Here is a 22,001-nt window from a genome sequence, read left to right as displayed (position 1 = left end):
GCGGTCAACTGATGCAAAGAAAGGTAAATTCTTGTGATAGTGATTATCATTACGGCAGAAAGAAACACAAGCGAAATATGTGGGGTTTTGATGACGAGTTGTAAACGCCCAGCCTGATAATAGTTACCTACGTTACGTTCAAGTTTATAAGTTATAACGAAAATGCCCATTTACGCTGATTCAGGGCTGTGGCTAAATGTCCGCCTCAAACACCTGGTGAAAATAAATTATGTTTAAAATTGTCCATTTCCTGCTGGCGCTGGTCATTATTCTTGCGCTTGCCTGGCTGGTGAGTTTCGACCGCCGAAAAATTCGCATTCGTTTTGTTTTACAGCTGATTGTCATAGAAATTGCCCTGGCGTTCTTTTTCCTGCACGCCGAAAGCGGGTTATTCCTGATTAAATACGTCTCGGGATTTTTTGAGTCGCTGCTTAAATTTGCCGGCGAAGGCACCAATTTCGTCTTTGGCGGAATGGGGGAAAAAGGGCTGGCGTTCATTTTCCTCGGCGTGCTGTGCCCGATTATTTTTATTTCCGCGCTGATTGGTATTCTTCAGCACTGGCGAATTCTGCCGATTTTTATTCGGGTAATCGGCACGCTGCTGTCAAAACTGAACGGTATGGGCAAGCTGGAATCCTTTAACGCGGTGAGTTCGCTGATCCTCGGCCAGTCGGAAAACTTCATTGCCTACAAAGGCGTGCTGGGCGATCTCTCCTCTCGTCGTCTGTTCACCATGGCGGCCACGGCGATGTCGACGGTCTCCCTGTCGATTGTCGGCGCGTATATGACCATGCTCGACGCCAAATTTGTCGTCGCGGCGCTGATTCTGAACATGTTCAGCACCTTTATTATTCTCTCCGTCATCAACCCGGCGCGCCCGGAAGCGGAGCCGGATATCCGGCTTGAAAAACTGCATGAATCGCAGAGCTTCTTCGAGATGCTCGGCGAGTATATTCTGGCCGGTTTTAAAGTGGCGATGATTATTCTGGCGATGCTGATTGGCTTTATCGCCCTTATTAGCGCCGTTAACGCCCTCTTCTCCAGCGTATTTGGCATGAGCTTCCAGCAGATCCTGGGCTATGTATTTTATCCCCTGGCGTGGCTGGTGGGGATTCCGCTGAGCGATGCCTTAAACGCGGGCAGCATTATGGCAACCAAACTGGTGGCGAATGAATTTGTGGCGATGATTGAGCTGCAAAAAATAGCGCATCAGATGTCCCCGCGCGGGCTGGGTATTTTATCCGTCTTCCTGGTGTCGTTCGCGAACTTCGCCTCCATCGGCATTGTGGCCGGAGCGATTAAGGGGCTGAACGAACAGCAGGGGAACGTGGTATCGCGTTTCGGTCTGCGTCTGGTATACGGCGCGACGCTGGTGAGCCTGCTGTCGGCGAGCTTTGCGGGGTTGGTGCTGTGATGTAATGCCCGGCGGCGCTTCGCTTGCACGGGCCTACGATACAATAACGGCGGGTTATCCCGCCGTTTTTATTAGAACTGCACGCACACCGGCTGGTCGACGCGCATCACCGACTCCTGCGCGAAGCGGGACTTATAAATCCCGCGCAACGCTTCGATGTTCTTCTCGCTCTGCGCATCTTTTCCGTGGATCAGCATCAGCGCTTTGCTGGGCTCGCGCGCCACTTTTCCGTCGTTCCCCAGCCACTGCCCGCGCGCGTCAAATACCGTTAAGCCATCGCGAAAGCGTGGCGTCACGTCCTGGTCAACAAACTGCTGCCATTCGTTGCCGGTAATCTGCGCCCCGGCCGGACGATTCAGTCCGAAATAGAGCGTGGTCTGCTGCATCTGGTTTTCCGCTTTGCAGGTTTCCACCGCAGCGTGCTGCGATGGCGCGGTGCAGCCAGCCAGCATCAATAATGCCGCCGCCATTAACCCTGTTTTGATTATCATGTCTCGCTATCCTCATTGTTATAAGCACAGCGATATCAACGTAAATTGCAGAATTTAGCAAGAGAGGTTTATTCCCTCTCCCCTGCGGGGAGAGGGTTAGGGTGAGGGGGAAATTATTCAGGCTGCAGCTTAGACGGCGGCGCGGAGTGGTAATGCGCGTCTGCTTCAGCAAAGCGTTTCTGCATGGCGGCAGACGGCGCTTTACCCAGCAGGCTGAAGACCACGATGCCAATGCTGCCGAAGATGAAGCCAGGGATGATTTCGTACAGGCCCAGCCAGGCGAACTGCTTCCAGACGATAACGGTCACCGCACCGATAATCATCCCCGCCAGCGCGCCGTTACGGGTCATACGTGACCACAGGACGGAGAACAGCACCACCGGACCAAATGCCGCACCAAAGCCCGCCCATGCGTAGCTCACCAGACCCAGCACGCGGTTATTCGGGTTGGCCGCCAGCGCGATGGCAATCAGCGCCACCACCAGCACCATAAAGCGCCCTACCCAGACCAGCTCTTTCTGGCTCGCGTTTTTACGCAGGAAGGCTTTGTAGAGGTCTTCGGTGATTGCGCTGGAGCAGACCAGCAGCTGGCAGCTCAGGGTGGACATCACCGCCGCGAGGATCGCGGAGAGCAGAATACCGGCAATCCACGGGTTAAACAGAATCTGCGCCAGCTCGATAAACACGCGCTCGGCGTTCTGATTCACCGCGCCCGCCTGCGCGGGGTTATTGCTGAAGTACGCAATACCGAAGAAGCCTACCGCACACGCGCCCGCCAGACACAGAATCATCCACGTCATGCTGATGCGACGCGCATGGACGATGGTATGGTGAGAATCCGCGGCCATAAAGCGTGCCAGGATATGCGGCTGACCGAAGTAGCCCAGGCCCCAGCCCATCAGCGATACGATGGCGACAAAGTTCAGCCCTTTCAGCATGTCGACGTTTTCGATGCTCTTCTGCTTGATCACTTCCAGCGAATCGCCAAAGCCGCCAACGGTAAAAATCACAATCACCGGAGTCAGGATCAGGGCGAAAATCATCAGGCTCGCCTGCACGGTGTCGGTCCAGCTGACGGCCAGGAAACCGCCCACGAAGGTATAGAGGATGGTCGCCGCCGCACCGGCCCACAGGGCGGTTTCATAGCTCATGCCGAAGGTGCTTTCGAACAGGCGCGCGCCGGCCACGATGCCGGAGGCACAGTAGATGGTGAAGAACAGCAGGATAACCACCGCAGAGATAATGCGCAGGATGCGGCTGTTATCCTCAAAGCGTCCGGTGAAGTAGTCCGGCAGCGTCAGGGCGTTATTGTTGGCCTCGGTATGCACGCGCAGACGGCCCGCCACCAGCTTCCAGTTGATCCATGCGCCCACGGTCAAACCGATGGCGATCCAGCTTTCGGAGATACCGGAGATGAAAATCGCGCCCGGCAGCCCCATCAGCAGCCAGCCGCTCATGTCCGATGCGCCCGCAGAGAGTGCGGTGACCATCGGGCCTAAACTGCGTCCGCCCAGAATGTAGTCGTCAAAGTTTTTCGTTGAACGCCACGCTAAAAACCCTATCAGGATCATGCCAAAGATATAAACGAGAAATGTCACCAGCATCGGTGTGCTAATTGCCATTCAAATTCTCCAAAAGTGTCGAGCGACAACCGTCCGGGTTGCCTTGTTATATAATCACCGGAACGAGGTGACGGTATCTTGTGTTTCGGTTGGGCGCGCTATCCTGCCGTATGCGCCTTCCGCTGACAAACGATTTAACACTGCATTTACATCAATTTCATCCCTGGTTTGATACGAGTTTCCTATAGGTTGCACTCGCTCACGCTTTTGCGGGTTGCACCTTTTAAAAGTGTTAACTCCCGCATAAAAACAGGCTTCCCGTACAAATGTCAGCGCGTTTTTCCAGCTAACCATTCTTTAACAATCCATTCATTTCATGGGTTGCAAACCAGGTCACATTTAACACGGTTGCACAAAGTTGCAACATGGTGGATATTTCACGCTAACGACCAAACACGATCAAAGAACAACAGGAGCTTTGGCATGGGTATGACCACCATGGGGGTTAAGCTGGATGACGCAACCCGCGAACGGATTAAGACTGCAGCAACCCGCATTGACCGCACGCCGCACTGGTTAATTAAGCAGGCGATTTTTAACTATCTCGAAAGACTCGAGAGCGATGAGGGCCTGCCGGAGCTGCCTGCCCTGCTGGCCGGCGCGGCCAATGAAAGTGAGGAGACCCCGGCCGCTGGCGACGAAAACCACCAGCCGTTCCTCGAATTCGCCGAGCAGATCCTGCCGCAGTCCGTCAGCCGTGCCGCCATTACCGGCGCATACCGTCGCGCCGAAACCGACGCCGTACCGATGCTGCTGGAACAGGCCCGCCTGCCCGAGGCGGTTGCCGCCCAGGCGCACAGCCTGGCGTACCAGCTTGCCGACAAGCTGCGCAATCAGAAAACCGCGACCGGCCGCGCCGGCATGGTTCAGGGCTTGCTGCAGGAATTCTCCCTCTCGTCACAGGAAGGCGTAGCGCTGATGTGCCTGGCGGAAGCGCTGCTGCGTATTCCGGATAAAGCCACCCGCGACGCGCTGATCCGCGACAAGATCAGTAACGGCAACTGGCATTCACACATTGGTCGCAGCCCGTCGCTTTTCGTCAACGCCGCGACCTGGGGCCTGCTGTTTACCGGCAGACTGGTCTCGACCCATAACGAAGCCAACCTCTCCCGCTCCCTGAACCGCATTATCGGCAAGAGCGGCGAGCCGCTGATCCGCAAAGGCGTGGACATGGCGATGCGCCTGATGGGCGAGCAGTTTGTGACCGGGGAAACCATTGCCGAAGCGCTGGCGAACGCCCGCAAGCTGGAAGATAAAGGTTTCCGCTACTCCTACGACATGCTGGGCGAAGCGGCCCTGACCGCCGCCGACGCGCAGGCCTACATGGTCTCTTACCAGCAGGCGATCCACGCTATCGGTAAAGCGTCCAACGGTCGCGGTATTTATGAAGGCCCGGGCATCTCCATTAAGCTCTCCGCCCTGCACCCGCGCTACAGCCGCGCGCAGTACGACCGGGTGATGGAAGAGCTCTACCCGCGCCTGAAGTCCCTGACCCTGCTGGCGCGCCAGTATGACATCGGCATTAACATCGACGCCGAAGAGGCCGACCGCCTGGAGATCTCCCTCGATCTGCTGGAAAAACTGTGCTTCGAGCCGGAGCTGGCGGGCTGGAACGGCATCGGCTTCGTGATCCAGGCTTACCAGAAGCGCTGCCCGTTCGTCATTGATTACCTGATTGACCTTGCAAGCCGCAGCCGTCGCCGCCTGATGATCCGTCTGGTGAAGGGCGCCTACTGGGACAGCGAAATCAAACGCGCCCAGATGGAAGGTCTGGAAGGCTATCCGGTGTATACCCGCAAGGTTTACACCGACGTCTCTTACCTCGCCTGTGCGAAAAAGCTGCTTGGCGTGCCGAACCTGATCTATCCGCAGTTCGCCACCCACAATGCCCACACCCTGGCGGCAATCTACAGCCTGGCGGGACAGAACTACTATCCGGGCCAGTACGAGTTCCAGTGCCTGCACGGCATGGGCGAACCGCTGTACGAGCAGGTCACCGGTAAAGTGGCTGACGGCAAGCTGAACCGTCCGTGCCGTATTTACGCCCCGGTGGGAACCCACGAAACCCTGCTGGCATACCTGGTGCGTCGCCTGCTGGAAAACGGCGCGAACACCTCCTTCGTTAACCGCATCGCCGACACCACGCTGCCGCTGGACGAGCTGGTCGCCGACCCGGTGCTGGCCGTAGAGAAGATGGCGGCGCAGGAAGGCCAGATTGGCCTGCCACATCCGAAGATTGCCCTGCCGCGCGAGCTGTATGGCGCAGGCCGCGTCAACTCGGCGGGTCTGGATCTCGCCAACGAACACCGTCTGGCGTCGCTCTCCTCTGCCCTGCTCAACAGCGCGCTGCAGAAGTGGCAGGCGAAGCCGATCCTGGAACAGTCCGTTGCTGACGGCGAAATGCAGCCAGTCATTAACCCGGCGGAGCCAAAAGATATCGTCGGCTACGTGCGTGAAGCCACCGAAGCGGAGGTGGATCAGGCGCTGGACAGCGCGGTGAATAACGCCCCTATCTGGTTCGCCACGCCGCCGCAGGAGCGTGCCGCCATTCTGGAACGCGCCGCGGTGCTGATGGAAGATCAGATGCAGTCGCTCATCGGCATTCTGGTGCGCGAAGCGGGTAAAACCTTCAGCAACGCCATCGCCGAAGTGCGCGAGGCCGTCGATTTCCTGCACTACTACGCCGGTCAGGTGCGCGATGATTTCGATAACGAAACCCACCGTCCGCTGGGTCCGGTCGTCTGTATCAGCCCGTGGAACTTCCCGCTGGCGATCTTCACCGGCCAGATTGCCGCCGCGCTTGCAGCAGGCAATAGCGTGCTGGCAAAGCCGGCAGAGCAGACCCCGCTGATTGCCGCACAGGGCATCAACATTCTTCTGGAAGCCGGCGTGCCTGCGGGCGTGGTTCAGCTGCTGCCGGGCCGCGGTGAAACCGTCGGCGCCAAACTGACCTCCGATAACCGCGTGCGCGGCGTGATGTTTACCGGCTCAACCGAAGTGGCCTCTCTGCTGCAGCGCAATATTGCCACCCGTCTGGATGCGCAGGGTCGCCCTACTCCGCTCATCGCGGAAACCGGCGGCATGAACGCCATGATCGTTGACTCCTCCGCGCTCACCGAGCAGGTGGTGGTCGACGTGCTGGCCTCCGCCTTCGACAGCGCCGGTCAGCGCTGCTCCGCCCTGCGCGTGCTGTGCCTGCAGGACGACGTGGCCGACCACACGCTGAAGATGCTGCGCGGCGCGATGGCCGAATGCCGCATGGGCAACCCGGGCCGTCTCACGACCGACATCGGGCCGGTGATCGACGCGGAAGCCAAAGCCAATATCGAAAACCACATTCAGGCCATGCGTGCGAAAGGCCGTCCGGTGTTCCAGGCGGTGCGTGAAAACAGTGAAGATACCCGCGAATGGCGTACCGGCACCTTTGTGCCGCCAACGCTGATTGAGCTGGCGAGCTTCGACGAGCTGAAAAAAGAGGTCTTCGGCCCGGTACTGCACGTGGTGCGCTACAACCGCAACAACCTGAACGCGCTGATTGACCAGATCAACGCCTCCGGCTATGGCCTGACGCTCGGGGTGCATACCCGTATCGACGAGACCATCGCACAGGTCACCGGCAGCGCCAAAGTGGGCAACCTGTACGTTAACCGCAACATGGTCGGCGCGGTCGTGGGCGTGCAGCCGTTCGGCGGCGAAGGCCTTTCCGGCACCGGTCCGAAGGCGGGCGGTCCGCTCTACCTGTACCGCCTGCTGGCGAACCGTCCGGAGAACGCGCTGGGGGTCACCCTTGCACGCCAGGACGCGAACTATCCGGTGGATGCGCAGCTGAAAACCGTGCTGACGCAGCCGCTGGAAGCCCTCATCACATGGGCGGAAAAACGTCCTGAACTGCGTAGCCTCGCGCAGCAGTACGGCGAGCTGGCGCAGGCAGGCACGCAGCGTCTGCTCCCGGGGCCAACCGGCGAGCGCAACACCTGGACGCTGATGCCGCGCGAGCGCGTGCTGTGCGTGGCGGATAACGAGCAGGACGCGCTGGTGCAGCTGGCCGCAGCTATGGCAACCGGCTGTGAAGTGCTGTGGCCGGAAGATGCGCTGCACCGCGATCTCGCCAAACAGTTGCCGAAAGCGGTTTCTGCCCGCATTCACTTCGCCAAGGCCGATGCGCTGCTGGCGCAGCCGTTTGATGCGGTGATCTACCACGGTGATTCCGACCAGCTGCGCGAACTGTGCGAGCAGGTTGCGGCCCGCAGCGGTGCCATCGTTTCCGTGCAGGGCTTTGCGCGCGGGGAAACGAACCTGCTGCTGGAGCGTCTGTACGTTGAACGCTCGCTCAGCGTCAACACCGCGGCGGCAGGCGGTAACGCCAGCCTGATGACAATAGGCTAACGCTGTGCTAATAAGGCTCCGGAGACGGAGCCTTATTTTCTTGGGGAGTGTATGAAACGATATCTTATCGCAGGCGCAGCACTGCTGCTGAGCGCCAGCGCGCTGGCCGACGAGTGCGACAAGGCGACCACCCAGCTTGAACTGAACACCTGTAGCGCGCAGCAGTACCAGGCTGCCGATAAAAAGCTCAACCAGACGTATCAAGCCGCCATCAAGCGTGCGGCAGCCCCTCAGCGCGACCTGCTGAAAAAAGCGCAGCAGGCGTGGATTGCCCTGCGCGACGCGGACTGCGCGTTTATCGGTTCGGGTACGGAAGGTGGCAGCGTTCAGCCAATGATTGTTAACCAGTGCCTGGCGGAGAAAACCGCGGAGCGCGAAGCGTTTCTGGCCTCGCTGATGCAGTGTGAAGAGGGCGACTTAAGCTGTCCTCTCCCGCCGGGCTGACGAGGCACGGAACTATTCCCTCTCCCCTTGGGAGAGGGTTAGGGTGAGGGAAACTAACGCACGCGGATCCCTTCGATAATCATCCGCTGCACGTTTTCCAGCGTGCTGTGGAAAAACGCCTCGTCCTGGAGCGTTTTACCGGTCACCGCCTCAACCTGGGCCGCAAAATCAGCGTAATGCTGGGTGGAGGCCCAAATCATAAAGATCAGATGATGCGGATCGACCGGGGCCAACTTTCCGCTGGCGACCCATCCGGCGATAATGGCCGATTTATCGTCCACCAGCTGCTTTAAATCTCCGGTGAGCTCCGCCTGCAACAAGGGCGCGCCCTGCAGCATCTCCAGACAGAACAGCCTAGATGCCTGCGGGTAATCGCGCGACACCTCCAGCTTCAGGCGAATGTACTCTTTGATCGCCACCAGCGGGGCCAGCTCTTCGCGAAACGCCTTGAGGGGTGCCAGCCAGATATCAAGGATCTGCTGCATCACCGCAATATAGAGCGCTTCTTTCGACGGGTAATAGTAGAGCAGATTGGTTTTGGACACCCCGGACTGCTCCGCCACTTGCTCCAGGCGCGTGCCGTGAATACCAAACTGTGAAAAAGTCTCCAGTGCCGCGCTGAGGATGGCCTGTTTCTTGGCGCTCACGGCCTGCGAACGTTTACCCGGTGTTTTCACTGCGCCTTGTGTCATTCCCGCTCTCCTTATTCTGCGTTGCCCTCAGCATAGCAAAACCCCCGTCTCGCCACGATATCCTGCACTCCAATCGCGCATGAGTGCCTGTTTTCTGTGCAATGTTTTTGACCATTTAGTCCACTTTTACACGCATCAACTCACCAACCTCTGATTAACACACTAATAACACTGCCATTTTCAAAAGTGGCACTGCCTTTGCAAAAACGTATTCACCTGCAATGTAGTGAAGAGAGGTTCGTGATGAAAATTGGCGTATTTGTACCCATCGGCAACAACGGCTGGCTAATCTCGACCACCGCACCGCAATACATGCCCACCTTCGAGCTGAATAAGGCTATCGTGCAAAAAGCGGAGCACTACCACTTCGACTTTGCGCTCTCAATGATCAAGCTGCGCGGCTTTGGCGGCAAAACCGAATTCTGGGATCACAACCTGGAGTCCTTCACCCTGATGGCCGGGCTGGCCGCGGTCACCTCGCGTATTCAGATTTACGCGACTGCCGCCACCCTCACCCTGCCTCCGGCCATCGTGGCGCGCATGGCCTCGACCATCGACTCCATCTCCGGCGGGCGCTTTGGCGTCAACCTGGTGACCGGCTGGCAAAAGCCGGAGTACGAGCAGATGGGTCTGTGGCCGGGTGACGACTACTTCTCGCGTCGCTACGACTACCTGACCGAATACGTGCAGGTCCTGCGCGACCTGTGGGGCACCGGTAAAAGTGACTTCAAAGGTGACTTCTTCACCATGAACGACTGCCGCGTCAGCCCGCAGCCGTCAGCGCCGATGAAGGTGATTTGCGCCGGGCAGAGCGACGCGGGAATGGAATTCTCGGCCAAATACGCCGACTTCAACTTCTGCTTCGGTAAAGGCGTGAACACGCCTGCCGCCTTCGCCCCGACCGCCGCGCGCATGAAAGAGGCCGCCGACAAAACCGGGCGCGACGTGGGCTCCTACGTGCTGTTTATGGTCATCGCCGACGAGACCGACGACGCCGCGCGCGCGAAATGGGAGCGCTATAAGGACGGTGCCGACGAGGAGGCCCTGAGCTGGCTCACCGAGCAGAGCCAGAAGGATACCCGCTCCGGGGCAGACACCAACGTGCGCCAGATGGCCGACCCGACCTCCGCCGTCAATATCAATATGGGTACGCTGGTCGGCTCGTACGCCAGCGTCGCCAGAATGCTCGACGAAGTGGCGGCCGTTCCCGGGGCGGAAGGCGTCCTGCTGACCTTCGATGATTTCCTCACCGGCGTGGAAACCTTCGGCGAGCGCATCCAGCCGCTGATGCAGTGCCGCGCCCACATCCCTGCCGTTACCAAGGAGGTGGCGTAATGACAACCCTTAACGCTCGCCCGGAAGCCATTACCTTTGCGCCAGAGCAGAGCGCGCTGATCGTAGTGGATATGCAAAACGCCTACGCCAGCCAGGGCGGCTATCTTGACCTGGCGGGGTTCGACGTCTCCGCCACCCGTCCGGTGATTGAGAACATCAACACCGCCGTTGCCGCCGCGCGCGCCGCGGGCATGCTCATCGTCTGGTTCCAGAACGGCTGGGACGACCAGTACGTCGAGGCTGGCGGCCCCGGCTCGCCCAACTTCCACAAGTCGAACGCCCTGAAAACCATGCGCAAGCGGCCCGAACTGCAGGGCAAGCTGCTGGCAAAAGGCGGCTGGGACTATCAGCTGGTGGACGAGCTGGTTCCGCAGGCGGGCGATATCGTCCTGCCGAAACCGCGCTACAGCGGCTTTTTCAACACGCCGCTCGACAGCCTGCTGCGCAGCCGGGGCATTCGCCACCTGGTGTTCACCGGCATCGCCACCAACGTCTGCGTGGAGTCGACCCTGCGCGACGGCTTCTTCCTCGAGTATTTTGGCGTGGTGCTGGAAGACGCGACTCATCAGGCCGGGCCGGAATTTGCCCAGAAGGCGGCCCTGTTCAATATCGAAACCTTTTTTGGCTGGGTCAGTAACGTCAATGATTTCTGCGACGCCCTGACTCCCCCGCTCGCCCGTATCGCCTGAGGAGACACCTGATGCCAAAATCCGTAATCATTCCGCCGGGCACCAGCACGCCCATTGCCCCGTTTGTCCCCGGCACGCTCGCCGACGGCGTGGTGTATGTCTCCGGCACGCTGCCATTTGATAAAGACAACAACGTGGTGTTTATCAACGACCCAAAGGCGCAAACCCGCCACGTGCTGGAGACGATCAAAACCGTGATCGAAACGGCGGGTGGCACGATGGAGGATGTGACCTTCAACAGCATCTTTATCACCGACTGGAAAAACTACGCCGCGATTAACGAAATCTACGCCGAGTTCTTCCCCGGCGATAAGCCGGCCCGGTTCTGCATTCAGTGCGGGCTGGTGAAGCCTGAGGCGCTGGTTGAGATCGCCACCGTTGCGCACATCGCGAAGTGAGGCAGCCATGAAACTCTCCATCTCTCCGCCCCCGTATGATGGCGCGCCCGCGGTGGTCCTGATTGCCGGTCTCGGCGGCAGCGGCAGCTACTGGCTGCCCCAGCTCTCCGTGCTGGAACAGGAGTATCAGGTGGTCTGTTATGACCAGCGCGGGACGGGCAATAACCCGGACACTCTGCCGGAAGGTTACAGCCTTGCCCAGATGGCGGACGAGCTGGCCCGGTCGCTGGCGGATGCCGGGATTGCCCGCTACAGCGTCGTGGGCCATGCCCTGGGGGCGCTGGTGGGCCTGCAGCTGGCTCTCGACAGGCCTGATGCCCTTACCGCGCTGGTGTGCGTCAACGGCTGGCTGACCCTTAGCGCACACACGCGCCGCTGCTTTCAGATCCGCGAGCGCCTGCTGCATTCCGGCGGCCCGCAGGCGTGGGTCGAGGCGCAGCCGCTGTTTCTCTACCCGGCAGACTGGATGGCGGTCCGCGCCCCCCGTCTGGAGGCCGAAGAGGCCCTGGCGCTGGCCCATTTTCAGGGAAAAAACAACCTGCTGCACCGGCTCAGCGCCCTGAAAAAGGCCGACTTCAGCCGCCATGCCGCGCGCGTCCGCTGCCCGGTACAGATTATCTGTTCCGCCGACGACATGCTGGTGCCGTCCGTCTGCTCGTCCGAGCTGCAGGATGCGATCCCGCACAGCCGCAGCGCGGTGATGCGCCAGGGCGGGCATGCCTGCAACGTCACCGAGCCGGACATTTTTAATACCCTGCTGCTGAACGGGCTTGCCAGCCTGCTGCACAGCCCTGAACACGCTTTATAAGGAGCAGTAATGAGCGAAGCCATTAATCCCACCGCGCGGGAGACGCTGTTCACCGGCGCACGCACCCACAACAGCTGGCTGGATATGCCTGTCAGCGACGACGCGCTGCGCGAGATCTACGACCTGATGAAATGGGGGCCAACGTCCGCCAACTGCTCCCCGGCGCGGATAGTGTTTGTGCGAAGCGCAGAGGGAAAAGAGAAGCTGCGCCCGGCGCTCTCCAGCGGCAACCTGGAGAAAACGCTCACCGCCCCGGTCACAGCCATTGTCGCCTGGGACGGTGAATTCTACGAGCGCCTGCCCGCGCTGTTCCCGCACGGCGATGCCAGAAGCTGGTTTACCACCAGCCCCGCGCATGCCGAAGAGACGGCCTTTCGCAACAGCTCGATGCAGGCCGCCTACCTGATCCTCGCCTGCCGTGCCCTGGGGCTGGACACCGGCCCGATGTCGGGCTTTGACCGACAAAAAGTCGACGACGCCTTTTTCACCGGCACCACGCTTAAAAGCAATCTGCTGATCAACATTGGCTACGGCGATACAACCAAACTGTACGGACGCCTGCCGCGTCTGGACTTCGACGATGCCTGCGGGCTGGCGTAAAGGAGCGATCGTCATGACACCGGATAAACAAACCTTTCGCGACGCCATGGCCTGCGTCGGCGCGGCGGTCAATATCATCACCACCGACGGCCCGGCGGGGATGGCAGGCTTCACCGCCAGCGCGGTGTGCAGCGTCACGGATTCACCGCCCACTCTGCTGGTGTGCCTGAACCGCGGGGCGTCCGTCTGGCCAACGTTTAGCGAAAACCGCACCCTTTGCGTGAATACCCTGAGCGCCGGACAGGAGCCGCTGTCCAATCTGTTTGGCGGGAAAACGCCGATGGAAGAACGCTTTGCCGCCGCCCGCTGGCAGACGGGCGACACGGGCTGCCCGCGGCTGGAGGACGCGCTGGCCTCGTTTGACTGCCGCATCAGCCAGGTGGTGAGCGTCGGTACCCACGACATTCTGTTTTGCGACATTGTTTCGATTATTCGCCACCCCGCGCCGCAAGGGCTGGTGTGGTTTGACCGCGGCTACCACGCGCTTATGCGACCCGCCTGTTAACCCGCCTTAAGGAGACAGACCATGTTCGGATTTCCCCACTGGCAGTTGAAATCGACCTCCACAGAAGCAGGCGTGGTCGCGCCGGATGAACGCCTTCCGCTCGGGCAGACGATGGTGATGGGCGTGCAGCACGCGGTTGCCATGTTTGGCGCGACGGTGCTGATGCCGATGCTGATGGGACTCGATCCCAACCTCACTATTTTGATGTCAGGCATCGGCACGCTGCTGTTCTTTTTTGTCACCGGCGGGCGCGTGCCCAGCTATCTTGGCTCCAGCGCCGCCTTTGTCGGCGTGGTGATTGCCACCACCGGGTTTACCGGCCAGGGGCTTAACCCTAACCTGAGCGTGGCCCTCGGCGGCATCATCGCCTGCGGCCTGGTGTACACCCTGATTGGTCTCGTGGTGATGAAGATCGGCACGCGCTGGATCGAACGCATGATGCCCCCCGTCGTGACCGGCGCCGTGGTGATGGCGATAGGCCTGAACCTCGCGCCGATTGCGGTGAGGAGCGTCTCCGCCTCGCCGTTTGAAAGCTGGATGGCGGTAATCACCGTGCTGTGCATCGGTCTGGTGGCGGTCTTTACGCGGGGGATGATCCAGCGGCTGCTGATTCTGGTCGGGCTGATCGTTGCCTGTCTGGCTTATGCCCTGCTGGCGAACGTTTTTGGCCTCGGCAAGCCCGTTGATTTTACGCTGCTTCATCAGGCCGCCTGGTTCGGCCTGCCGAAGATCACCTCCCCCACCTTCAACACGCAGGCGATGATGCTTATCGCGCCCGTCGCCGTTATCCTGGTGGCGGAGAACCTGGGCCACCTGAAGGCCGTAGCGGGAATGACCGGACGCAGCATGGACCCGTACATGGGCCGCGCGTTTGTCGGTGACGGTCTGGCGACCATGCTCTCGGGATCGGTGGGCGGCAGCGGCGTCACCACCTATGCCGAAAATATCGGCGTGATGGCGGTAACCAAGGTCTATTCCACGCTGGTGTTTGTGGCGGCGGCGGTGATGGCGATGCTGCTCGGCTTCTCACCGAAGTTCGGCGCGCTGATCCATACCATTCCGTCACCGGTTATCGGCGGCGCATCGATTGTGGTGTTTGGGCTGATCGCCGTGGCCGGGGCGCGCATCTGGGTGCAGCACCGCGTCGATCTCAGCCAGAACAGCAACCTGATTATGGTGGCGGTCACGCTGGTGCTGGGCGCAGGCGACTTCGCCCTGACGCTGGGCGGATTCACGATTGGCGGGATTGGCACGGCGACCTTTGGGGCAATTCTGCTGAACGCCCTGCTGAGCCGCCGGGAAGCGACCGCGCCGCAGGGCGAGGTAGTGCATCAGGATTCGTGATTTAACGTCGCGCTGTCATCTCCTGGCAGCGCGTTTTTCTTACGCTTGAGCTTCAACTCGCTCACCAGCACTCCGGCAACGATAAATGCCGCGCCGACGAGGGCCAGCAGCGGCAAACGCTCGCCGGCGAGTCGCCCGAAAATGCCTGCCCAGACCGGCTCACCGGTGTAGATCACCGTTGCCCGCGTCGGCGACACGCTGCGCTGCGCCCAGTTCATAGTAACCTGAATAATGGCGCTAAAGATGCCCAGCCCCAGTGCGACCACAACCAGCCCGGTGGACATAGGCGGTACGGACTCGCCTGCCGGCACCATCGTCGCAAACGCCACCAGCGACGCCGTGGCGAGCTGCACCACCGTCACGCGCTTGACGTCCACCTTGCCCGCCCAGGCGCTGATCAGAATAATTTCCGCCGCAATGGCTATCGCCCCTACAAGGGTAATGATCTCGCCCGGCCCCAGCGCCAGCAGGTTGTTTTCCGGCCCGGCCAGCAGGATCAGGCCGATAAACGCCAGCACGATCCCGATGCAGGACATCAGCCCCGGGAGCCGCCCCAGGCACAGCCATTGCAGCAGCGGCACCAGGGGCACATACATGGCGGTGATAAACGCAGATTTACTGCTGGAGATGGTCTGTAATCCCCAGGTCTGCAGGCTGTAGCCCATCGCTATCGCCACCCCAATCGCTACTCCGGCCTTGAGCTCTTTTAGCGTCAGCCCGCGCAGGGTTTTAAGCGATATCAGCGCCACGGCAATCGCCGCCGTCGCAAAGCGCAGGCCGACAAAGAAGAAGGGATCGCTCAGGGTCACCGCGTACTGGACGGCCAGAAACGTCCCGCCCCAGAACATGGTGATGAGAATCAGGATGGCTTCCTGCGGCTTAACGGAGAATTTGAAACGGGAAACAGACATGCGGCACTCGCAGTTAACAACAATTCTCTAGTGTGCGTTGCCTTTGGTTACAGTTCAATGTTGCAGAAATAAAAAAACCGCCGGGATATCCCGGCGGCAGGGGTTCAACCCGGCGTGTTACTTGCTGCTGCCGTGGCTGTTTTTACCCCCTTTCTTGCCAGCTTCAGATGCGCGTTGCGGGTCATTCTTGAAGTTGCCCCCGCTATGCTGGCCACCTTTACGGCCTGCTTCTGATGCTCTTTCACGGTCTTCTGCGAAATTACCTGAACCACCACGATGGTTTGCCATCTCTAACCTCCAGAATGTGAAACATTAGACATCATATTGCATTCAGTAAAAGAGGATTCTTTCACCTCGCGACACAAGGGCAGTGCCTTTATCTGCGCCGCGTGAAACTAAGCTTAGTGGAATGCCGCTATCCGGCAAGCCGCAGGTAATATTCTGCAACATGAACTCAGTCTTTCGGGTGAGATAACGCGTCGGTGATTCATAAACCTTTCTTATCGTTTTAAAAATCCGCCGCCGAAAAGTTGTTTCATTTTGCTACAAAGCCTTTTGGTTACCATATTGTTATAAATCAAAGAAATGGCGTTCATTTTTGCAGTCTGGCCGTGATGACATATCTTTAAATGAGCGCAGCGATCCGCTGTCAGAAAAAAACCAACGAGGAGTGAAGCAAAATGGCAAAAGTTCTGGTGCTCTATTATTCCATGTATGGACACATTGAAACCATGGCTCACGCGGTAGCAGAGGGTGCAAACAGGGTGGACGGCGTAGAGGTTGTGGTGAAGCGCGTACCGGAAACCATGCAGGCTGAAGCCTTCGCGAAGGCCGGGGGGAAAACGCAAAATGCCCCGGTTGCCACCCCGCAGGAACTGGCTGACTACGATGCGATCATCTTTGGCACCCCAACCCGCTTCGGCAATATGTCCGGCCAGATGCGTACCTTCCTCGACCAGACGGGCGGCCTGTGGGCCTCAGGCGCGCTGTACGGTAAACTCGCCAGCGTTTTCAGCTCCACCGGAACCGGCGGCGGCCAGGAACAGACAATTACCTCCACCTGGACTACCCTTGCTCATCACGGGATGGTGATCGTGCCGATTGGCTACGGCGCACAGGAGTTGTTTGATGTGTCTCAGGTACGTGGCGGCACGCCGTACGGCGCAACCACCATTGCCGGCGGCGATGGCTCCCGACAGCCGAGCAATGAAGAGCTCGCTATCGCCCGTTACCAGGGTGAACACGTCGCGGGCCTCGCCAAAAAACTGAACGGCTAACCCAACAGGAGGACAAGCATGCCAACTCAAGAATCTAAAGCCCACCACGTGGGCGAATGGGCAAGTTTACGCAACACCTCTCCGGAGATCGCCGAAGCCATTTTTGAAGTCGCGAAATATGACGAGAAACTGGCAGAGCAGATTTGGGAAGAAGGCAGCGATGAAGTGCTGGTGCGCGCCTTCGAAAAGACGGACAAAGACTCGCTCTTCTGGGGCGAACAAACCATCGAACGTAAAAACGTCTAAGCATTTCCCCCCCGCCATGCGGGGGGGCTCTCTTATTTCGCCGCGTTGTTCATGACCGCATTGAATTTATCGACGGGACAGAAGCCGTTCGCATCTACCGGACAGTCTTTCAGCTCCAGCGTCACGCGCTGCGCAGGCGACTGCAGCGACAGCACGCTGGCGTTACGCAGCTGCTCCGAGCTCTGGTAGACATACTCAATTTTCATCAGCTCGCGGTTGGCATTTTTGTCATGCCAGCGCTGGAAGACAATCTTGCCGCCAATCGGGGTACGTTCCTGCTGGTCATGCAGCTGATACGGTTTGAAATCCAGAGCGGTGAGCAGGGAAGCAATGTTCGAATCATGCCCCACCAGCAGTGTGATCTTAGGCGCTTTCACCTGCTCGGTGACCAGGGTTTTATCAATGTACTTCACCAGCGGTTTCGCCACGTTTTGCGCCACTTCGGTAGAGGTAAACAGCGAGTCCTGATAGCCGTTCTTCAGCTTCGACAGCACGCGCCACTGCTGGTCGGTCTTGATTTCGCCCCAGGCCACCTGGTCGGCCGGGAAGCCTTCGTAATACTGCAGCGTGAACGCATCCACCAGCGAGTTACCCACCTTCAGCGGTCCGGATACGCCGGGCTCTTTTTCATAGTCGGCGCTGAAGGTATCCTTCGCGTCCGCCAGCGAGCAGACCTTTTTCTCTTTACACGACGGCGACTCCGCGTAGTTTGTCATCTGCTCCAGCAGCTTATAGCTGTCTGCAAGCTGCATTTTCTGCCGCTCGGCCTCCATCGCCTTCAGCGCTTTGTCGCGGAATTCAGGGGAGTTATCGGTAATCACCGGGTTAAACGTCGGGTCCATGGTGCCCATTTTTTCCTGATGGTGCACGGGAACGTCGCAGCCCGGGAACGCGCCGGTAATGAAGAACTGCGCGGTGGCGACGGTGCGCTGCAGGCTGTTGGCGTAGGCATAAACGCTATCCGCTGGAGGACATTCTCCGGTGGTTACCATTCCCTGCTGCGCCAGCCACTCTCGCATGTAATGGCCCATATAGACTTCCAGCACGCCGCCTTTGGTGGTGAGCTGACCGCCCGGCACTTCCCACTCCGGCCATTGCTTCGGCGTGGACTGCTCCAGCACGCTGCCGTTATTGGCGAGCGGCGCGCGCAGGTTGTGACGGCTCATGATTAAAACTTGCTCCAGCTGATATCCATCTGGCGTCTCCTGCGCCTGTGCGCCAAAGGTCACTGAAAGGGTACCTGCGACTGCAACTGCGAGTAGTGCTTTTCTCATCCCTTATTCCTCACGCGTTTTATTGTTGCGACGAGTGTGACACATTCGTGACAGTTTTTTCGGGAAGCATTTCTCAAACTGATGATTAACGTGCTTACGGTGTGTGCCAATTAGTTTTATAATAAAACCATACCCTACCGGAGAATTGACCGTGAAACGTACCCGCCTTGAAGAGAGCACCTGCCCCGTCGCCCGTTCGCTGGATATCATCGGCGACTGGTGGTCGCTGCTGATCGTGCGCGACGCGCTGCGCGGGATTAAACGCTTCGGCGAGTTCCAGAAAAGCCTCGGTATCGCAAAAAACATGCTGACCGCGCGGCTCAAGCTTCTGGTTGATGAGGGCATCCTCACGCTGCGCCCCGCCTCTGACGGCAGCGCCTGGCAGGAGTACGTCCTGACCGATAAGGGACGCGCCCTGCAGACGGTGCTGGTTGCCCTGTCGCAGTGGGGCAATGAATTTTTGTTCGCTGAACACGAATGCGGCACCGTGCTGGTCGACGCCGAACAGCGCAAACCCCTGCGCAAGCTGGCACTTATCGCCGACGACGGGCGCGAGCTGACGCCTGAGCAGATCGTGGCAAAACTCCCCTCCTGATCGCGCCCGACGGCAAAAGCACAAAATGGCCACCAAAATGGTTGCATTATAAAACCAAATAGCAGAGAGTTTATTAAGTTTCATATTGAAACCAAATAACCCACTCAGCTTTGAGGTAACACACGATGACTACGCAAATCACCACCGCCCTGATTACGGGTGCCTCTTCCGGAATTGGTGCCGTTTATGCCGATCGTCTTGCCGCACGCGGGGTCAACCTGGTGCTGGTCGCCCGTCGTGAGGAACGGCTGCAGGCGCTGGCCGCCGAACTGCGCGAACGCTATGGCGTGGTGGTCGATGTTCTGGTGGCCGATCTGACGGATGAAGCCGGGATCCGCGCCGTAGAAGAAGAGCTCCGCAGCAATACCGCCATCGATACGCTGGTTAACAACGCGGGCACCGCGCAGATGGCGCCGTTCCTCGCGGGTGATGTGGCCCAGCACCAGGCGATTAACACGCTGAACACCACGGCGCTGATGCGCTTAACCTACGCTATCCTGCCGCGCCTGGCGCAGAATAACCGCGGCACGCTGATCAATATTGCGTCCGTGCTGGCCCTGCACGTGCGTGCGGGCAGCGCGCTCTACAGCGCCACCAAGGCGTGGGTGCTTAGCTTTACCCGCGGGCTGCAGGAAGAGTTTGCCGAGAGCAATGTGCGCATTCAGGCCGTGCTGCCTGCCGCCACCGCGACGGAGATCTGGAGCCATTCAGGCGTCACGGTGAACGATCTGCCGGAAGGATCGGTGATGACCACCGACGATATGGTGGATGCGTCGCTGGCGGGTCTGGATCAGGGCGAACCGATCACCATCCCGCCGATGCATGACGCCGGCCTGTGGGATCGCTACGAAGCGGCGCGCCTTGAGCTCTTTAACAGCGCGCGCACCGGCATTCCGGCACCGCGCTACGTGAAACGGTAGCCTAACGCTCCAGCTGGTCGCCGTACTCACTCATCCAGGCGGCCAGCGGAGAAAGCGCATCCTGAAGGGTTAGCCCCAGGTCGGTTATCTGATACTCCACGCGCGGCGGGATCTCCGGATAGACCGTCCGCGTCACCAGCCCGCGCTGTTCAAACAGCCGAAGCTGCTTCGTCAGCTCTTTTTGCGTAATCGGCGCTGCCGCCCGCAGCAGATCGCCAAAGCGAACGGGCGTATTGAACACAATCAGGCGATAGAGAATAGGGATCGCCCATTTACCGGAAATCAGGTTCACAAACTGCGTCATCGGGCAGGTATACGCCTCAGATTTTTTTTCGCAGGCCACGTCCAGCATTTCTGCCATAGCACACCTCTTGCCTCGTTAGTATCCATTTGGTACCTGGTTTCCTTTCGATACTAACGTTTCTATAGTGCTTTCTCCAGAGACATTTCAGGAGAAAAACATGGGTCGTTTAACAGATAAATATACGCTGATTACCGGCGGCACCAGCGGCATCGGTCTTGCCACCGCGCAGGCGTTCATCGCCGAAGGCGCACGCGTTGCCGTCACCGGGCGCAACCCGGACACCCTCGCCGAAGCAGAGCGCATTCTGGGCGATAAGGCCTGGGTGATCCCGGCCGATGCGGGAGATATTGCGTCGCAAAAAGCGCTGGCGGAGACCCTCGCCGCCCGCTGGCCGCGCCTGGACGCGGTGTTTCTCAACGCCGGCGACGTGACGCACGCCCCGCTGGAAGCGTGGCAGGAGGATGTCTGGGATCGTCTGATGGGCATCAACCTGAAGGGACCGTTCTTTTTAATTCAGGCGCTGCTGCCGCTGCTGAATAATCCGTCCTCGGTGATCCTCTGCGGCTCCGTCAGCGCGCGCATCGGCCTGCCCACCAGCAGCGTATATGCCGCGAGCAAGGCCGCCCTGCTGTCGCTGGCGCGTACGCTGTCGGCGGAGCTGCTGCCGCGCGGGATCCGCGTCAACGGCCTGAGCCCCGGCCCGGTGGAAACCCCGGCCTTTACCAAAACGGGCTTAAGCGAGGAGGCGCTTAACGCAATGATGTCAGAGGTCATTAAGCTGGTGCCGCTCGGCAGAATGGGCTCGACGACGGAGCTGGCAAAAGCCGCGCTCTATCTGGCCTCCGACGAGTCCAGCTTCACGGTGGGCACGGAGCTGCTGGTGGACGGCGGGATGGGAAGTCTGTAACTCAAAAGGCGCTGATGCCGGTGACAATGCCGACATACAGCGCCGCCCAGACGGCGGCAGAGAGCAGGCTAACCCCGTAAACCTTCGCCACACTGAGCCTGAGCATGCCTGCCGCCAGCGGCACGATATAGCGCAGCACCGCCAGGAAGCGCGCGGTGAACAGCACCAGCACACCGTTTTTTTGCAGCTGATGCTGCACCCGCAAAAATTTACCGGCGTGCTTTGCGGTGAAGCGGGTCACCCATCGCGTGTGCCCCATCCGCTGACCGATGTGGTAGTTTAGCCCCGATCCCACCGTTGCCCCCATCACCACGGCCAGCCACGCCAGCGCCGGATGCATGCTCGCCTGGCTGACGGTGATGCCCGTCAGCAGCATCACCGAGGCGGGAGGCAGCACGGAGGAGATCAGCACCGTCGATTTACTCAACGCCATCATAAATAACAGCGCGAAAAGATGTGCCGGATAGAGCGCAAAGTGATTCAGCAAAGTATCAAGCCACGTCATTTACCCTCCCCCGATGTAAATATCACTCTTCATTTAAAATGAATTAACTTAAATAAACCCTCAACATCTTATTAATAAGATTCTTCTAAACCGTTCTTAAACATTATTTAAATTTCCGAGCGGCAAAATTAATTAAGCGTATTATCCCTCTCGTTTTACAACGATCTCGTTATGGCGAGGCTCCTGTACAAATACACGTTATCGCTCTGGTGGGTTCGAGAGAACCGGCACAGGGTAAAACAGGCACTGTCGAATCAAGGCTTTGTCAGTATAACTTCCCTCGCGGGATACGGTGTACAGTGCTGAACCCAGGACGTGGGGATCTCCTCTTCGA

General features: G+C 59.2%; 23 protein-coding genes and 1 riboswitch. Of the genes, 15 read left to right on the top strand and 8 right to left on the bottom strand.

Features of this window, described 5'->3' with window-relative positions:
* Window positions 1–229: 229 nt before the first annotated feature.
* Window positions 230–1,414 carry a NupC/NupG family nucleoside CNT transporter gene (locus tag M2433_RS08720; protein WP_032638697.1) on the top strand — a complete coding sequence of 395 codons (1,185 nt, stop codon included), beginning with the start codon at window positions 230–232 and terminating at the stop codon, window positions 1,412–1,414.
* A gap of 71 nt (window positions 1,415–1,485) precedes the next feature.
* Here the strand turns inward: M2433_RS08720 and M2433_RS08715 are convergent, their stop codons facing one another.
* The gene (locus M2433_RS08715) at window positions 1,486–1,905 is read right to left on the bottom strand and encodes a DUF3574 domain-containing protein (RefSeq protein WP_429053113.1); all 420 of its coding nucleotides are present in this window, start codon (window positions 1,903–1,905) and stop codon (window positions 1,486–1,488) included.
* A gap of 113 nt (window positions 1,906–2,018) precedes the next feature.
* Entirely contained in the window at window positions 2,019–3,527 is a 1,509-nt protein-coding gene (putP, locus tag M2433_RS08710) for a sodium/proline symporter PutP (RefSeq protein WP_429053114.1), read from the bottom strand.
* A 423-nt stretch (window positions 3,528–3,950) separates the two neighbouring features.
* Between putP and putA the strand changes: the two genes are divergently transcribed.
* Both putA and M2433_RS08700 read left to right on the top strand, forming a co-directional pair.
* Window positions 3,951–7,913 carry a trifunctional transcriptional regulator/proline dehydrogenase/L-glutamate gamma-semialdehyde dehydrogenase gene (gene putA / locus M2433_RS08705; RefSeq protein ID WP_429053115.1) on the top strand — a complete coding sequence of 1,321 codons (3,963 nt, stop codon included), beginning with the start codon at window positions 3,951–3,953 and terminating at the stop codon, window positions 7,911–7,913.
* 51 nt (window positions 7,914–7,964) lie between these two features.
* A complete protein-coding gene (locus tag M2433_RS08700; RefSeq protein WP_429053116.1) occupies window positions 7,965–8,357 on the top strand; it encodes a lysozyme inhibitor LprI family protein in 393 nt (130 codons plus the stop codon).
* Between the two features lie 53 nt (window positions 8,358–8,410).
* Here M2433_RS08700 and rutR read toward each other — a convergent pair whose 3' ends face one another.
* Complete coding sequence (gene rutR, locus M2433_RS08695) at window positions 8,411–9,049, bottom strand: HTH-type transcriptional regulator RutR (protein WP_264439131.1); 639 nt, start codon at window positions 9,047–9,049, stop codon at window positions 8,411–8,413.
* Between the two features lie 243 nt (window positions 9,050–9,292).
* Here rutR and rutA point away from each other — a divergent pair, with 243 nt between their 5' ends.
* From rutA to rutG, 7 genes are read left to right on the top strand one after another with little or no spacing between them, the layout of a single operon-like run.
* Window positions 9,293–10,384, top strand: a complete 1,092-nt coding sequence (rutA, locus tag M2433_RS08690; protein ID WP_429053117.1) for a pyrimidine utilization protein A — start codon at window positions 9,293–9,295, stop codon at window positions 10,382–10,384.
* Window positions 10,384–11,073: a pyrimidine utilization protein B gene (gene rutB / locus M2433_RS08685; protein WP_429053118.1), complete on the top strand. Its 690-nt coding sequence runs from the start codon at window positions 10,384–10,386 to the stop codon at window positions 11,071–11,073. Before rutA ends, rutB begins: the two co-directional genes overlap by 1 nt.
* 11 nt (window positions 11,074–11,084) lie before the next feature.
* Window positions 11,085–11,471, top strand: a complete 387-nt coding sequence (gene rutC, locus M2433_RS08680; protein WP_010429508.1) for a pyrimidine utilization protein C — start codon at window positions 11,085–11,087, stop codon at window positions 11,469–11,471.
* A gap of 7 nt (window positions 11,472–11,478) precedes the next feature.
* Window positions 11,479–12,279, top strand: coding sequence for a pyrimidine utilization protein D (gene rutD, locus M2433_RS08675; protein WP_429053119.1), 801 nt, complete (start codon window positions 11,479–11,481; stop codon window positions 12,277–12,279).
* 9 nt (window positions 12,280–12,288) lie between these two features.
* Entirely contained in the window at window positions 12,289–12,879 is a 591-nt protein-coding gene (locus M2433_RS08670; protein WP_429053120.1) for a malonic semialdehyde reductase, read from the top strand.
* Between the two features lie 13 nt (window positions 12,880–12,892).
* Window positions 12,893–13,384: an NADH-dependent FMN reductase RutF gene (rutF, locus tag M2433_RS08665; RefSeq protein ID WP_029485030.1), complete on the top strand. Its 492-nt coding sequence runs from the start codon at window positions 12,893–12,895 to the stop codon at window positions 13,382–13,384.
* A gap of 21 nt (window positions 13,385–13,405) precedes the next feature.
* Window positions 13,406–14,728 (top strand): pyrimidine utilization transport protein G, encoded by a 1,323-nt coding sequence (rutG, locus tag M2433_RS08660; protein WP_429053121.1) that lies wholly within the window; start codon window positions 13,406–13,408, stop codon window positions 14,726–14,728.
* Here rutG and M2433_RS08655 read toward each other — a convergent pair.
* Entirely contained in the window at window positions 14,716–15,639 is a 924-nt protein-coding gene (locus M2433_RS08655) for a DMT family transporter (RefSeq protein ID WP_429053122.1), read from the bottom strand. The two genes, rutG and M2433_RS08655, sit on opposite strands and share 13 nt — an antisense overlap.
* A 117-nt stretch (window positions 15,640–15,756) precedes the next feature.
* Window positions 15,757–15,927 carry a general stress protein gene (locus M2433_RS08650; protein ID WP_023311077.1) on the bottom strand — a complete coding sequence of 57 codons (171 nt, stop codon included), beginning with the start codon at window positions 15,925–15,927 and terminating at the stop codon, window positions 15,757–15,759.
* A 392-nt stretch (window positions 15,928–16,319) separates the two neighbouring features.
* Between M2433_RS08650 and wrbA the strand changes: the two genes are divergently transcribed.
* On the top strand, window positions 16,320–16,916 hold the full coding sequence (gene wrbA / locus M2433_RS08645; RefSeq protein ID WP_010429487.1) for an NAD(P)H:quinone oxidoreductase: 597 nt from the start codon (window positions 16,320–16,322) through the stop codon (window positions 16,914–16,916).
* 18 nt (window positions 16,917–16,934) lie between these two features.
* Window positions 16,935–17,162: a YccJ family protein gene (locus tag M2433_RS08640; protein WP_047346821.1), complete on the top strand. Its 228-nt coding sequence runs from the start codon at window positions 16,935–16,937 to the stop codon at window positions 17,160–17,162.
* Window positions 17,163–17,194: 32 nt separating this feature from the next.
* On the opposite strand, the gene agp is transcribed toward M2433_RS08640, so the two are convergent.
* Window positions 17,195–18,436 carry a bifunctional glucose-1-phosphatase/inositol phosphatase gene (gene agp / locus M2433_RS08635; protein WP_429053124.1) on the bottom strand — a complete coding sequence of 414 codons (1,242 nt, stop codon included), beginning with the start codon at window positions 18,434–18,436 and terminating at the stop codon, window positions 17,195–17,197.
* A 151-nt stretch (window positions 18,437–18,587) separates the two neighbouring features.
* Between agp and M2433_RS08630 the strand changes: the two genes are divergently transcribed.
* Window positions 18,588–19,031 carry a winged helix-turn-helix transcriptional regulator gene (locus M2433_RS08630; protein ID WP_429053125.1) on the top strand — a complete coding sequence of 148 codons (444 nt, stop codon included), beginning with the start codon at window positions 18,588–18,590 and terminating at the stop codon, window positions 19,029–19,031.
* A 125-nt stretch (window positions 19,032–19,156) separates the two neighbouring features.
* Window positions 19,157–19,951: an SDR family NAD(P)-dependent oxidoreductase gene (locus tag M2433_RS08625; RefSeq protein ID WP_429053126.1), complete on the top strand. Its 795-nt coding sequence runs from the start codon at window positions 19,157–19,159 to the stop codon at window positions 19,949–19,951.
* 1 nt (window position 19,952) lies between these two features.
* Here the strand turns inward: M2433_RS08625 and M2433_RS08620 are convergent, their stop codons facing one another.
* Window positions 19,953–20,312, bottom strand: a complete 360-nt coding sequence (locus tag M2433_RS08620) for a winged helix-turn-helix transcriptional regulator (protein WP_429053127.1) — start codon at window positions 20,310–20,312, stop codon at window positions 19,953–19,955.
* Window positions 20,313–20,412: 100 nt separating this feature from the next.
* Between M2433_RS08620 and M2433_RS08615 the strand changes: the two genes are divergently transcribed.
* Window positions 20,413–21,162, top strand: a complete 750-nt coding sequence (locus M2433_RS08615) for an SDR family oxidoreductase (protein ID WP_429053129.1) — start codon at window positions 20,413–20,415, stop codon at window positions 21,160–21,162.
* Between the two features lies 1 nt (window position 21,163).
* On the opposite strand, the gene M2433_RS08610 is transcribed toward M2433_RS08615, so the two are convergent.
* Entirely contained in the window at window positions 21,164–21,667 is a 504-nt protein-coding gene (locus M2433_RS08610; RefSeq protein ID WP_429053130.1) for a DedA family protein, read from the bottom strand.
* Between the two features lie 158 nt (window positions 21,668–21,825).
* A riboswitch (M-box (ykoK) riboswitch) is annotated at window positions 21,826–21,995 on the top strand.
* Window positions 21,996–22,001: the final 6 nt, after the last annotated feature.

Source organism: Enterobacter sp. AC1, assembly GCF_050434705.1.
Classification (GTDB): Bacteria; Pseudomonadota; Gammaproteobacteria; order Enterobacterales; family Enterobacteriaceae; genus Enterobacter; species Enterobacter cloacae_L.
This window is presented reverse-complemented; position numbering and strand designations above follow the sequence as displayed.